Origin of the sequence: Pandoraea commovens (assembly GCF_024704525.1) — a bacterium.
GTDB classification, from domain to species: domain Bacteria; phylum Pseudomonadota; class Gammaproteobacteria; order Burkholderiales; family Burkholderiaceae; genus Pandoraea; species Pandoraea commovens.
On sequence record NZ_CP102780.1, the window covers coordinates 1,885,886 to 1,898,697 of the forward strand.

Below are 12,812 nucleotides of genomic sequence, written 5' to 3' on the forward strand. Positions count from 1 at the left end.
GACCCCGAGACAATAACTATGCATATTGGCATTCCAAAGGAGACGGCCGACGGCGAATCCCGCGTCGCGGCCACACCGGAAACGGTGAAGAAGCTGGTGAGCGCAGGACATCGCGTCACCGTGGAGCAGAGCGCAGGCGAGGCGGCGAGCGTACCGGATGCGGCGTATGTCGCAGCGGGCGCATCGACCGGCAGCGCTGCCGAGGCGTTCGGTGCCGAGATGGTGCTGAAGGTCCGTGCGCCGTCTGTGGCCGAGATCGCGCAGATGCGTCGCGGTGCGGTGGTCGTCGGCATGCTCAATCCGTTCGATGCCGAGAACAATGCGCGGATGGCGGCGGCCGGTATCATCGGCTTCGCGCTCGAAGCCGCACCGCGCACTACGCGTGCGCAAAGCATGGACGTGCTGTCCTCGCAGGCCAACATCGCTGGCTACAAGGCCGTGATGCTCGCTGCGAACCTCTATCAACGCTTCATGCCGATGCTGATGACGGCTGCCGGTACGGTGAAGGCTGCGCGCCTGGTCGTACTCGGTGCTGGCGTTGCTGGCTTGCAAGCCATTGCGACGGCCAAGCGTCTGGGCGCGGTGATCGAAGCGTCGGACGTGCGTCCGGCGGTGCGTGAGCAGATTGAATCGCTTGGCGCGAAGTTCATCGACGTGCCGTTCGAGACCGACGAAGAACGCGAGATCGCCAAGGGTGTGGGCGGTTACGCTCGCCCGATGCCTGCGGCATGGCTCGCGCGTCAGGCGCAACTGGTGCACACGCGTCTGACGCAGGCCGATATCGTCATCTCCACCGCCCTGATTCCGGGCCGTGCCGCGCCGACGCTCATTAGCGAAGACACCGTCAAAGCCATGAAGCCCGGCTCGGTGATCATCGATCTGGCGGCCGGGCGCGGTGCCAACGGCGGCGGCAACTGCCCGCTGTCGGTAGCCGACGAAGTCGTCAAAGTGCACGGCGTGACCATCGCGGGGTACACCAACCTTGCCGGTATGGTGGCTGCGGACGCTTCCGCGCTTTATGCCCGTAACGTGCTCGACTTCCTGAAGCTCGTCATCGACAAGGAAGGTCAGTTCGTCATCGATACCAACGACGACATCGTCAGTGCGTGCCTGATGTGCCGCGACGGTCAAGTGCTGCGTGCGGCATAAGGGGAGGCTCTGTCATGGAATTGATTAATCACACGGTGATCAACCTGATCATCTTCGTGCTGGCGGTGTACGTCGGCTATCACGTGGTGTGGAACGTCACGCCTGCGCTGCACACGCCGCTCATGGCGGTGACCAATGCGATCTCGGCCATCGTGATCGTAGGCGCAATGCTGGCCGCCGGTCTCACCGAAGGCAACCTCGGCAAGACGATGGGTGTGGTGGCGGTGGCGCTTGCAGCGGTGAACGTGTTCGGGGGCTTCCTCGTCACGCAGCGCATGCTGGAGATGTTCAAGAAAAAGGATAAGGCCCCTGCCAAGGCGGCTAACGACGAATCGGCAGCAAAGGGAGCGCACTGACATGAGCATGAATCTTGTGACGCTGTTGTATCTGGTCGCGTCGATCTGTTTCATTCAGGCGCTCAAGGGCTTGTCGAACCCGCGCATGGCGCGTCGCGGCAATGCCTTCGGCATGATCGGCATGACGATTGCGGCCGTGACGACCGTGGCGCTGATCTTCGAGTTGCGCAAGCTCTCTGGCGGCAATTTCTCCGGTCTGGGACTGATCCTCGCGGGTCTGGTTGTCGGTGGCGGTATCGGTGCCTATGTCGCCCGCAAGGTCGAGATGACGAAGATGCCGGAGCTCGTGGCCGCCATGCACTCGCTGATCGGTCTGGCGGCGGTGTGTATCGCTGTGGCTGCTGTGGCTGAACCGGCCGCGTTCGGCATCGTCGCCGCAGGCGAGGCGCTGCCGCCGGGCAACCGTATTGAACTGTTCATCGGCACGTTCGTCGGGGCGATCACGTTCTCGGGCTCGGTCATCGCGTTCGGCAAACTCTCGGGCAAGTACAAGTTCCGTCTGTTCCAGGGCGCGCCGGTCGTGTTCAAGGGCCAGCACTTCGTGAACCTGGCGCTCGCGATTGCGATGCTCGGCTTCGGCATTGCGTTCTTCACGACGCTGAGCTGGACGCCGTTCGTCATCATGACCGCCATCGCCTTCGTGCTCGGCGTGCTCATCATCATCCCGATTGGCGGTGCAGACATGCCGGTCGTGGTCTCGATGCTGAACTCATACTCGGGCTGGGCGGCCGCGGGCATCGGCTTCTCGCTGAACAACCCGATGCTGATCATCGCGGGTTCGCTGGTCGGTTCGTCCGGCGCGATTCTGTCGTACATCATGTGCCGCGCGATGAACCGCTCGTTCTTCAACGTGATTCTCGGCGGCTTCGGTGCGACGCCGGGCGCAGGGGCCGCAGCGGGCGAACAGCAACAGCGTCCGGTGAAGTCCGGCTCGCCCGACGACGCAGCGTTCCTCATGAGCAATGCCGAATCGCTGGTGATCGTGCCGGGTTACGGTCTGGCCGTGGCACGTGCGCAGCATGCCCTCAAGGAACTGACGGACAAGCTGATCGAGAAGGGCGTGAGCGTACGTTACGCGATTCACCCGGTGGCGGGGCGTATGCCGGGGCATATGAACGTGCTGCTGGCCGAAGCCGAAGTGCCGTACGACCAGGTGCTGGAGATGGACGAAATCAACGGCGAATTCGGTCAGACGGACGTGGTGCTGGTGTTGGGCGCCAACGACGTGGTGAATCCGGCCGCGAAGAACGATCCGCAATCACCGATCGCTGGCATGCCGATCATCGAGGCTTACAAGGCCAAGACGATCATCGTCAACAAGCGCTCGATGGCCGCCGGTTATGCCGGGCTGGATAACGATCTCTTCTATCTCGACAAGACCATGATGGTCTTCGGCGACGCGAAGAAGGTGATCGAGGAAATGGTCAAGGCAGCGGCCTGATCGAAGCATGTACGGAGGCGCGCCGCCGTGGGCGGCGCGCCTGAGTCATTTGTGGCTAGTTCGAATACTTACGGGCAGGCTTTATGAACGTATCGCTGAGACAACTCAAGGTCTTCATGGTCGTGGCGCGCAGCAAGAATTTCAGTCGCGCGGGCGCCGAGATCGGCCTGACACAACCGGCCATCAGCCGCTGCATCAACGAACTCGAAGGGCAACTCGGCCTGCGCCTCGTCGACCGCACGACGCGCGAGGTCGCACTCACCGACGCGGGTGTCACGCTCGCCACCAACCTCGATCGCGTGCTCGACGAACTCGAAATCGCGTTGCTCCAGACCCACGGGGCAGAGGCGCGCACCACCGGTCGTGTACGCATTGGCGCAGCACCGACCATCTCCGCGACGCTCATGCCGCGCGTGTTGCTCGCTTCGCAAGCCACCTATCCGGACATCGCGCTCGCACTCGTCGACCAGATGCAACGCGCCGTGCTCGACAGCGTGCGCGCGGGCGATGTCGACTTCGGCATCGTGGTGGCCCCGCAAGGTGCCGACGATCTGACGACCGAGCATCTGATGAGCGAACCGTTTTGCCTCGTGTGCCGCAACGATCACCCGCTGGCAATGCAAGGCGCTGTGCACTGGTCGGAGTTGTCGGGCGAGAACCTCGTGCTGCTCAACCAGAGTTCGGGTAGCCGTCCGCTGATCGACCGCGCGCTCACCACGCAGAAAGTGCAGGGGACCATCACGCAGGAGCTGGGGCATGTCAGCACAATTTTCCGCATGGTGCAGGAAGGGCTGGGCGTGAGCGTGCTGCCGCCGCTGGCGTTGCCGCTGCCGGAGAATTCCACGCTCGCCGTGCGTCCGCTGCTGCCCGCCTTCGAGCGCAACATCGTGCTCGTGCGTCGCAAGAACCGCTCGCTCTCGCCCGTCGCGCATACGGTGTGGGAGTTGATTCATCGCGTGGTACGCGAACGGAACAAGGGATTTGCACTCACGCCGGAGCAGATCAGCGCTGCTTCGACGCTCGCTGCGCAATGATTCTCTGAGTTGAATCAACCACTTGAGTCCTCTCATCAAGGACTTGTCCACAGACTTGAACACAAAATCTGTGGATAAATCGGCGGTGCCTGCCCGTCTTTTGCCTGCGGGCGCCGCCGCCTGATCGCCTGCGTCGAAATCTCCATACCGATCAAGTGCTTGGCACGTTGTCCCCGTTCGTTGTCCACAGCCTTGTGAACAAAAACGGTGGATAAGTCGTGGGCGGTCGCACGCCGCCGTGCGCGCACGCGTTGAGCGGGATTCGCGACGACGTTGCCGAAAGTGCACTGTGCTGTCACATAGAGTGCGCTAGAATTCTCAACATCAATTGCGAGATCCGCAACGTCGGACCCTCGTCGACCGCATCAAAACGTTCATGACGACCAGGTAGTGTTCTCTGCCTCGTCACCCCAGAATTCCCGCACTTCTTCAATTCCCATGACTTCTGAAATCGCGAAGCCGCGCACGGGCTTTTGGCCTGCGCGCGCGGCAACGATGGCATTGCTGTTTTGCAGCGGATTCCTGTATGCGACGTGGGGCGTGCATGTGCCCACCGTCAAGGCGATGTTCGACCTGAACGACGCGAGCCTGTCGGTGGCGATGTTCGCCGTGGCGGGCGGCGCCATCGTCACCATGTCGCGCATGGCCCGCTGGGTCGGGCGCGCAGGTAGTCAGCGCGCGAGCTTGCACTCCGGCATTGCGTTGGCGCTCACGAGCGCGTTCATTCTCTCGATGCCCAGTTACTGGGGCCTCGTGGGCTGGCTGGCGCTTTACGGCGCGGCGAACGCGACGTACGACGTGGCCGTCAATGCGCAGGCCGCAACGCTCGAAGCCCGTTATCGCAAGCCGATCATGGCGTCGCTGCACGGCTGCTTCAGTCTGGGCGGCATGGCCGGTGCGCTCGTGGGCGGCGCGTGGCTCGCGCATCACGGCTCGCCGCAGTGGCATATCGGACTGGCGGCGCTCGGCTGCGCGGTGGTGATCGTCGTCGGCGCGCGCTTCATGCAGCGAGACATGATGCCGGGCGAAGCCCCGGTGACGCGGACAGAAGCGGGCGAGGGGCGCGAAGCGTCGCACAAGCACGCGCCGCCGCCCGTGCTGGACGAGGCGTCGCGTCGCAAGCTGCATCGCAAACTGACGGGCTTCGGCATCCTCGCGTTCCTCGGTCTGGTGGTGGAGGGCGCAATGTATGACTGGACGGCCGTGTATATGCGCGAAGTGGTTCTGGCGCAGGGCGCGTGGATCGGCGCGGGCTATGCGGCGTTTTCCGTCGGCATGGCCGCAGGTCGCTTCGGTGGCGATCCCGTCCGCGCCCGCATGGGCGGCGCGCGTTTGCTGCGCGTGAGCAGTTTGCTATGTGTCGGCGGCGTGTTGCTCGCGCTGTTCTGGCGTGAACCGGCGGCCGTGGTGGCGGGCTTTGCACTCGCGGGCCTCGGCTTGTCGAACGTGATGCCGGTGATGTTTGCGGCGTCGGGCGAAGTGGCGCGTGGTGCCGGGATGGCGAGCGCAGAAGCGATTGCCGTCATGGCGAAGCTCGCCTACCTCGGGCTGCTGATCGGCCCAGTGCTGATCGGTGCCATCGCACACGGCATCAGCCTGCCATTCGCGCTCGGCACGGGGCTGCTGTGCATTGTGCCTATCGCATTGCTCGCGCCGAAGATGCTGGCCGGTGTGGACGGACGCGCCGCAAAGCACTGAGCTGGCAGCCCATCCGGTTGTCTAGCAAGGGCAGGCGCGTTGCGAAGGTCCATGCCCCGGACGCGCCGTCCGCCTTACTTCAACGTCACGGCGACTTCACCGACGCCGTCGATCACGCCGCGCAGCTCACCCGGACCAGTGGCGGGAATCATGCCGACGTACGAGCCGCAGGTCACGATCGCGCCCGCGCGCATCGTGATGCCGCGCTTGCCGTTGTGATTGACGAGCCACGTGAGCAGCGTGCGCGGGTCGCCGCCCGTGTTGAAGACCTTGGCGGGCGTGATGTCGCGACCATCGAGCGAGAAGACGGCCTTCGGGCGCGAGTAATCGAAACGTGCCTCGTATCCGCGACCGCTGCCGATCACGAGCGCCCCGTTGTTCTGAAGGTCGGCCAGCGCAAAGCGGCTGTCGAGTCCCTTCTCCGCGAAACGGCTGTCGGTGATTTCGATGGTGGCGAGCATGTCGTCCACGAACATCATGGCTTCACGTTCTTCATAGCGGCCCGGCTTGATGTCGCGCGACAGGCGGAAAGCGATCTCCAGTTCTAGCCCGGGGCGGAAGAAGTCGCTCAGCGCGAGTGCGCCACCAGCGTTGCTGACCACCGACGCCGGGATCGGCGCGCAATTGGGTAAGTCCATCGGGGCTTTCGCGCCCACTTTCCATGCCGCAATCGTGTCGCCGAGCAGATCGAGCGTGCGCAGTTGCACTGCGTAAGCGGTGTTGGCGTCGACCGGCAGCAGCGCCGGGGCTGGCGAGGCGATGGGCGTGTCGCCACGACGCGTGTCGGCGAGCAGGCGAGCCAGCGACTCGACGGCGGGTTGGGTCTCGAACATCTTGCAAATCTCCAGAGGGAAGGGCGCTGCGTCAGTGACTTGCCGAACACAGTTGTCCACATCGTATCCAAAATCCGAGCGATGTTGCGGTGCGGCGCAAACATGTCGCTTACTCAGTGAAAACACCACATAACGTAGTCAAAACTGCATCGATCTGCGAGAATCGGTCTTCGTAATATTTCGTAATATTTGATCGCAAACCGAAATATTTCGTGTGGCGAGGCTTCGGTCGGGTTTGCCGTCGTCCGCGAAGGTGCTTTACAGGCAGTCGCTGTCTTTCTTCCTAAAACGAATGACCAGGGCAAGCTTATGCACTCCGTGACATTGAACGCCGTACGCGACCCCGCTATTCATCCGCCAGACACAGGCGGGAGTCAACCCATCAGCCGTCAGGCGCTGCATCTCGCTGTGATGGACAGGCTGCGCAAGATGATCACCGAGGGCGTTCTGCCGCCCGGCGCCCATCTGAACGAACGTGCGCTGTGCGAGCAATTGGGGGTGTCGCGCACGCCGCTGCGCGAGGCGCTGAAGATGCTCGCCGTCGAACGTCTGATCGATCTGCTGCCGAATCGCGGGGCGCGCGTTGTGACGTTGTCCGCGAGCGATATCTCCGATGCCTTCGAACTCCTGAGCGGTCTGGAGGCGCTGGCCGGTGAGCTGGCGTGCCAGCGCATCACGCAAGCCGAGATCGACGAGATTCAGGAGCTGCATAGTGCGATGGACGCCTGCCATGCCAACGGCGATCTGTCGGGCTACTTCGACTGCAATCAGCGCATTCACGACCGCATCAACGTCGCGGCGCGCAATCCGGCGCTCACGCAGATGTATCAGTCGGTCAATCATCGGCTTCAGGCGCTGCGCTTTCGCTCCAACCTGCATGCGGGGAAGTGGGATCGCGCTATCGAAGAGCACGTCGAGATTCTCCATGCCTTGCGTCAGCGCGACGGCGCCACGCTCGGGCGACTGCTGCGCGTGCATCTGATGGCGAAGTGCGCGGCGGTGCTTGCCAATAAACGCGTGGCGGCCTGACCGTCCGTCAGGCGGCGCGACTCATGCTCACGAGTCCTTCGTTGAGCATGGCCGCCACATAGGCGTCGGTCTTGCTGCGCAAGTGCGCTTCCATCAATGTGCGAAGCCGCTTTCCATCGCGTCGGCGCAGCAACGCCAGCATCTCCGCATGTTCGTCCACGGCCTGACGCCACCGTTCGGGCGTCGGCGTCAGGCGCTCCCGTACATGGCGCAAGCGCGCGTTGAGATTGTGGAAATACTCGGCCAGCGGGCCGTTGTCGGCCATGCGCAGAATGCTGAGGTGGATCTGCTGATTGAGCGCGAAGTAGGCGGCGTGATCGGTACGTGCGTACGCCGACTCCATCTCCTCTTGTAGTCGGGTGAGTTCATCGAGGTCGGCCTCCGAGGCCTTCTCGCACGCCTGCTCTCCCGAGAGTCCTTCCAACACCGCCATCACCGCCAGCAGGTTCACGACTTCATCGACGCTCACTCGCGCCACGCGTGCCCGCCGTGTCTCCGAGATTTCCACCAGTCCTTCGTTGGCCAGCCGCTTGAGCGCCTCGCGCAGCGGCGTGCGCGACACCGCGAGTTCGTCGCACAGGGCGCGCTCGGACAATGGCGCGCCGGGGCGCAGGTCCCCGCGCACGATGCGTGCCTTGAGGGCGTCATACGCGGCGGCATTCAGCGAAGCGGTGGTGCTCATGTGCGGGGGTGTTGAGGTTGGAATACCAATTTTGATGTCGATCACCGAAGGCGTCAATCGGCAATCACCTGATATTCAACGTTAACCCTGATTTATTCGATTGTTGCTTGTCAATTGAAGGTGTCTGCTTCTATCGTTAACGAAAAATTGGTATACCAAAAATCGTTATCCGCCGACGTTACATACATGTTGGCGACTCCAGGAGGCAATGTGACATCGACCGTTCTGACCGAGCGACACGGCGCGATTGCGCTGGTCACGCTCAACCGTCCCGAAAAGCTCAATGCGTTGACCAAGCCGATGTGGCAGGCGTTGGGCGACACGATTCTGACGTTGTCCGAGTCTTCTGACGTGCGCTGCATTGTGTTGCGTGGGGCAGGCGAAAAGGCCTTCGCGCCGGGCAACGACATCGCCGAGTTCGAGACCGATCGCGCCAACGTGGAGCAGGCGCGAACGTACGGCGCGCTCATGCATCGCACGCTCGATGCGCTGACGAACTGCCCAGTGCCCCTCGTCGCCATGATTCATGGCATCTGCGTCGGGGGCGGCATGGAGATTGCGGCGTCGTGCGACATCCGCATTTGTGGCGAGTCGAGTCGCTTCGGCGCACCGATCAACAAACTCGGTCTGGTGATGGCGCATGCGGAGTTGTCCGGCCTCGTACGCTTGCTCGGCCCGACCAAGGCGCTGGAGATTCTGCTCGAAGGCCGCATCTTCGATGCGCAGGAGGCGCTGCGCATCGGGGCTGTCACACGCGTGGTGGCGGATAGCGACGTCACCCGCGAAGCGCTCGCCACGGCCGACCGCATCGCCGCCGGTGCACCGCTTGTCGCGCGCTGGCACAAGCGCTTCGTGCGTGAACTGGTGAGCGGCAAGCCTCTCACGCCCGCGCAGATCGACGAAGGGTTCGCGTGTTTTGGCACCGCCGACTTTCAGGCGGGCTATCGTGCGTTCCTTGCGAAGACGATGCCGGTATTCGAGGGCCGCTGAGATGACCGATACGAAAGCAGATACGGCAAAGAAGGGCGGCCCGTTGCAGGGCGTCAAGGTGATCGAGCTGTCGCACATCATGTCCGGCCCCGTGTGCGGGATGATGCTCGCGGACATGGGCGCCGACGTCATCAAGGTCGAGAAGATGGAAGGCGACGACGCGCGCCGTTTCGCGCCGATCCTCTCGCACGGCGAGTCGGCGTCGTTCATGATGCTCAACCGCAACAAGCGCGGCATCGCGCTCAATCTCAAGACCGACGGCGGCAAGGCCGTGTTGCGCAAGATGCTCGCGAGTGCCGACGTCGTCACCGAGAACTATCGCAAGGGCACGATGGAAAAGCTGGGACTCGGCTATGACACGTTGCGCGAAGCCAATCCGGGGCTGATCTACTGTTCCATCTCGGGTTATGGACGCACGGGGCCTTACGCGGACAAAGGCGGATTCGATCTGATCGCGCAGGGCCTGTCGGGGTTGATGAGCGTGACAGGCGAACCGGGGCAGGCGCCGATCAAGGCCGGTTCGCCGATTGCCGACATCAACGCGGGCATTCTGGCAGCGCTCGGCATCTCGGCCGCTTACGCGCACCGGTTGCGCACCGGGCAAGGCCAGATCGTGGATACGTCGCTGCTCGAAGCGGGTTTTCAGCAGATGTACTGGGCCGCGGCAAACTTCTTCGCCAGCGGCGAGAATCCGCCGAAGTTCGGCTCCGCCAACCCGACCAGCACGCCGTATCAGGCGTTTCGCACACAAGACGGCTGGATCAACATCGGTGCTGCGAATCAGGCCAATTACGAACGTCTGCTGCAAGTACTCGACGCGCCGGAAATCGCAGGTGATCCGCGCTTCGCCACCAATGCAGGGCGCACCGCCCATCGCGACGAACTCGTCGAGCGCCTCACCGCCTATCTGATGCGCGATACGACGCAGCGCTGGGTGGAACGCCTCGACGCGGTCGGTCTGCCGGTTGGGCCAGTGCTGCCGATTTCCGAGGCCGTGTCGCATCCGCAGATCGTGGCGCGCGAGATGGTGGTCGAAACGCAGCATCCGCTCGATGGCCCAACCCGCAGCATCGGCCTGCCGATTCGATTCTCGGAGACGCCGAAGTGTACCGGTGGGCCTGCACCGCGTCTGGGCGAGCACACTTCCGAGGTGTTGGCCGAATATGGCTTCGATGCCGAGCATGTTCGCGCCCTGATCGCGCAAGGAGCGGTGCATGCGCTGGAAGAGGGCGCTACGGTGACGGCATGATGTATGCCTGGCTGCTGCAGTGCGGATTCTCCGCGAGTTGACTCGCGAAACGTCACCGAGCGGCAATTTAAGCGAACTTCCCTCCCGGTCGCCGGTCGGTTTTTGAACTGGCCGGCGATATCTTCATTTCTCGACGATGCGCGCGAAGTGGAGGCGGTCGCCAGTCCCGATCAATCCGACCCGACGCAACGTCGTAAGGAGGGAAGGCATGACCCCTGGCAGAATCCTCGGCAATTCGCCCATTGCATTGCCCGAACGGTGGTCCTGCGTCCGCGAGACGCGTACCATTGAGCCTCATACGCTTGCGCTCCCCCGGTCACTGGCGACAACGTCGCGCACCGTGACGGCATCGGGGGCGTTGGTCCTCTCCTGTTCGCGAGGTGAGCATGCCGGCACGTATTGAAGATTACGCAATGATTGGCGACTGCCGAAGCGCCGCGCTGGTTGCGCGCGACGGCTCCATCGACTGGCTCTGCTGGCCGTACTTCGATTCCCCGGCGTGCTTCGCCGCGTTGCTCGGCGGCCCCGAGCATGGCCGCTGGCGAATCGCCCCCGAAGACCCGCACGCCACTTCCACGCGCCGTTACCACGATGACACGCTGATTCTCGAGACGCGTTTCGAGACGGTGGAAGGTTGCGTCGCCGTGATCGACTTCATGCCGTTGCGCGATGGTGCTGCTGACCTGGTGCGCCTGGTGAAAGGCGTGCACGGCACGGTGACGATGTCGATGGAGCTGATCCTGCGCTTCGATTACGGCGCATCGGTGCCGTGGTCGCGTCCGCTCGATGCTGATGATCCGACCGGCCCTGGCATGCGTCTTATCGCCGGGCCGGACAAGGTCGTCATGCGCACGCCCGTCGAGATTCGGGATGTGCCGGGCAGCCTGCGCGCGCGCTTCGACGTGAAGGCGGGCGAGACGGTGCCGTTCGTGCTGTCGCGCGTGCCGTCGCATCACGCCGATCCCCGCGAAATCGATCCGCTCGCGGCGCTCACCGATACCGAACGTTACTGGCGCACCTGGGCCAATCGCTGTCAGCTCGACGGACGATGGTCGTCGGCGATTCGTCGCTCCCTCATCGTGCTCAAGGCGCTCACGTTCGTGCCGACGGGCGGCGTGGTCGCGGCACCCACGACATCGCTGCCGGAACAATTGGGCGGCGAGCGTAACTGGGATTATCGCTATTGCTGGCTGCGCGACGCCACGCTCACGTTACAGGCACTCATGCTCGGCGGCTATTACACCGAGGCGAACGACTGGAGTCACTGGCTCGTGCGTGCGGTGGCCGGTGCGCCGTCGCAAGTGCAGATCATGTATGGCTTGTCCGGCGAGCGGCGTTTGCCGGAATGGGAAGTCGACTGGTTGCCGGGCTACGAAGGCGCGAAGCCGGTGCGGGTCGGCAACGGTGCGGTGGGGCAGTTGCAGTTGGACGTCTACGGTGAAGTGATGGACGCGCTGCACCAGTCTCGTCTGGGCGGATTGCCGCCGGTCGACGCCACCTGGGAGGTGCAGACGAAGCTTGTTGCGCATCTCGAAACCGTGTGGCGAGAGCCGGACGAGGGCATTTGGGAAGTGCGTGGCGGCCGTCAACACTTCACGTATTCGAAGGTCATGGCTTGGGTAGCGTTCGATCGCGCGATCAAGTCGGCCGAGCGTTTCGGTTTGCCGGGACCGGTAGATCACTGGCGTCGGCTGTGCAAGGAGATTCACGCCGATGTTTGCGCCAATGGCTTCGACAAGCAGCGCAACGCGTTCATGCAGGCGTACGGCTCGTCGGAGATGGATGCGAGCGTGCTGATGATTCCGCTCGTGGGGTTCTTGCCCCCGGAGGATCCGCGCGTGATCGGCACCATCGAGGCGGTCGAGCGCGAGTTGATGCGCGACGGGCTGGTGCAGCGCTACCGCACGAGCCGCGTCGACGACGGGTTGCCCGCAGGCGAGGGCGCGTTCCTCGCGTGCAGCTTCTGGATGGTCGATTGCCTCGTGATGATCGGCCGTCATCGCGATGCCCGGGCGTTGTTCGAGCGGTTGCTGTCGTTGCGCAACGACGTCGGTCTGCTGGCCGAGGAATACGACACCACGCATGAGCGTCAGGTCGGCAACTTCCCGCAGGCGTTCTCGCATATCGCGCTCGTGCATGCGGCGATTCGTCTGGATGCACTCGCCGACGACGACCGCGCCGACGACGCCGATGTGCAAGAGACCGACGACGAAGCGCGCTACGAGCATGTGGGCTATCGCGCGGATAAAGCGGTCAGAGCCTGACGGAAGGGTGGGTTTCGTAGGGGGAATGTAGGGAATTAAAGGATTTCGTGAAATATGCCGTAATACTTTCGAATCCTTACTTTCTCT

Annotated in this window: 11 protein-coding genes; 9 read left to right on the top strand and 2 right to left on the bottom strand. The window is 63.4% G+C overall.

The features are described from left to right. The first annotated feature begins 18 nt into the window (after window positions 1-18). The 5 genes from NTU39_RS08900 to NTU39_RS08920 all read left to right on the top strand — a co-directional run bounded on the left by NTU39_RS08900 (window position 19) and on the right by NTU39_RS08920 (window position 5,678). A complete protein-coding gene (locus NTU39_RS08900) occupies window positions 19-1,149 on the top strand; it encodes a Re/Si-specific NAD(P)(+) transhydrogenase subunit alpha (protein WP_039399634.1) in 1,131 nt (376 codons plus the stop codon). Between the two features lie 14 nt (window positions 1,150-1,163). Then, window positions 1,164-1,505 (top strand): NAD(P) transhydrogenase subunit alpha part 2, encoded by a 342-nt coding sequence (locus tag NTU39_RS08905; protein ID WP_039399633.1) that lies wholly within the window; start codon window positions 1,164-1,166, stop codon window positions 1,503-1,505. A 1-nt stretch (window position 1,506) separates the two neighbouring features. Next, the gene (locus NTU39_RS08910) at window positions 1,507-2,946 is read left to right on the top strand and encodes an NAD(P)(+) transhydrogenase (Re/Si-specific) subunit beta (RefSeq protein WP_257959679.1); all 1,440 of its coding nucleotides are present in this window, start codon (window positions 1,507-1,509) and stop codon (window positions 2,944-2,946) included. 83 nt (window positions 2,947-3,029) lie between these two features. After that, window positions 3,030-3,980: a LysR family transcriptional regulator gene (locus tag NTU39_RS08915; RefSeq protein WP_150665653.1), complete on the top strand. Its 951-nt coding sequence runs from the start codon at window positions 3,030-3,032 to the stop codon at window positions 3,978-3,980. 438 nt (window positions 3,981-4,418) lie between these two features. Beyond that, window positions 4,419-5,678 (top strand): MFS transporter, encoded by a 1,260-nt coding sequence (locus tag NTU39_RS08920; protein ID WP_257959680.1) that lies wholly within the window; start codon window positions 4,419-4,421, stop codon window positions 5,676-5,678. A gap of 74 nt (window positions 5,679-5,752) precedes the next feature. Here NTU39_RS08920 and NTU39_RS08925 read toward each other — a convergent pair whose 3' ends face one another. Continuing rightward, window positions 5,753-6,511: a 2-keto-4-pentenoate hydratase gene (locus tag NTU39_RS08925; RefSeq protein WP_257959681.1), complete on the bottom strand. Its 759-nt coding sequence runs from the start codon at window positions 6,509-6,511 to the stop codon at window positions 5,753-5,755. A gap of 309 nt (window positions 6,512-6,820) precedes the next feature. Here NTU39_RS08925 and NTU39_RS08930 point away from each other — a divergent pair, with 309 nt between their 5' ends. After that, window positions 6,821-7,540 carry a GntR family transcriptional regulator gene (locus tag NTU39_RS08930; RefSeq protein ID WP_150665650.1) on the top strand — a complete coding sequence of 240 codons (720 nt, stop codon included), beginning with the start codon at window positions 6,821-6,823 and terminating at the stop codon, window positions 7,538-7,540. Window positions 7,541-7,547: 7 nt separating this feature from the next. Here NTU39_RS08930 and NTU39_RS08935 read toward each other — a convergent pair whose 3' ends face one another. Continuing rightward, window positions 7,548-8,222: a GntR family transcriptional regulator gene (locus NTU39_RS08935; RefSeq protein ID WP_150665649.1), complete on the bottom strand. Its 675-nt coding sequence runs from the start codon at window positions 8,220-8,222 to the stop codon at window positions 7,548-7,550. 186 nt (window positions 8,223-8,408) lie between these two features. Here NTU39_RS08935 and NTU39_RS08940 point away from each other — a divergent pair, with 186 nt between their 5' ends. The 3 genes from NTU39_RS08940 to NTU39_RS08950 all read left to right on the top strand — a co-directional run bounded on the left by NTU39_RS08940 (window position 8,409) and on the right by NTU39_RS08950 (window position 12,725). Beyond that, the gene (locus tag NTU39_RS08940; RefSeq protein ID WP_150665648.1) at window positions 8,409-9,212 is read left to right on the top strand and encodes an enoyl-CoA hydratase/isomerase family protein; all 804 of its coding nucleotides are present in this window, start codon (window positions 8,409-8,411) and stop codon (window positions 9,210-9,212) included. Between the two features lies 1 nt (window position 9,213). Then, entirely contained in the window at window positions 9,214-10,461 is a 1,248-nt protein-coding gene (locus NTU39_RS08945) for a CaiB/BaiF CoA transferase family protein (protein WP_150665647.1), read from the top strand. 386 nt (window positions 10,462-10,847) lie between these two features. Further along, window positions 10,848-12,725, top strand: a complete 1,878-nt coding sequence (locus NTU39_RS08950; protein ID WP_257959684.1) for a glycoside hydrolase family 15 protein — start codon at window positions 10,848-10,850, stop codon at window positions 12,723-12,725. Window positions 12,726-12,812 lie beyond the last annotated feature (87 nt).

Excerpts from the sequence above, each read along its gene's own strand:
- NTU39_RS08900 (WP_039399634.1), top strand. The coding sequence starts at position 19 with ATGCATATTGGCATTCCAAAGGAGACGGCCGACGGCGAATCCCGCGTC.
- NTU39_RS08905 (WP_039399633.1), top strand. The coding sequence starts at position 1,164 with ATGGAATTGATTAATCACACGGTGATCAACCTGATCATCTTCGTGCTG.
- NTU39_RS08910 (WP_257959679.1), top strand. The coding sequence starts at position 1,507 with ATGAGCATGAATCTTGTGACGCTGTTGTATCTGGTCGCGTCGATCTGT.
- NTU39_RS08915 (WP_150665653.1), top strand. The coding sequence starts at position 3,030 with ATGAACGTATCGCTGAGACAACTCAAGGTCTTCATGGTCGTGGCGCGC.
- NTU39_RS08920 (WP_257959680.1), top strand. The coding sequence starts at position 4,419 with ATGACTTCTGAAATCGCGAAGCCGCGCACGGGCTTTTGGCCTGCGCGC.
- NTU39_RS08925 (WP_257959681.1), bottom strand. The coding sequence starts at position 6,511 with ATGTTCGAGACCCAACCCGCCGTCGAGTCGCTGGCTCGCCTGCTCGCC.
- NTU39_RS08930 (WP_150665650.1), top strand. The coding sequence starts at position 6,821 with ATGCACTCCGTGACATTGAACGCCGTACGCGACCCCGCTATTCATCCG.
- NTU39_RS08935 (WP_150665649.1), bottom strand. The coding sequence starts at position 8,222 with ATGAGCACCACCGCTTCGCTGAATGCCGCCGCGTATGACGCCCTCAAG.
- NTU39_RS08940 (WP_150665648.1), top strand. The coding sequence starts at position 8,409 with ATGTTGGCGACTCCAGGAGGCAATGTGACATCGACCGTTCTGACCGAG.
- NTU39_RS08945 (WP_150665647.1), top strand. The coding sequence starts at position 9,214 with ATGACCGATACGAAAGCAGATACGGCAAAGAAGGGCGGCCCGTTGCAG.
- NTU39_RS08950 (WP_257959684.1), top strand. The coding sequence starts at position 10,848 with ATGCCGGCACGTATTGAAGATTACGCAATGATTGGCGACTGCCGAAGC.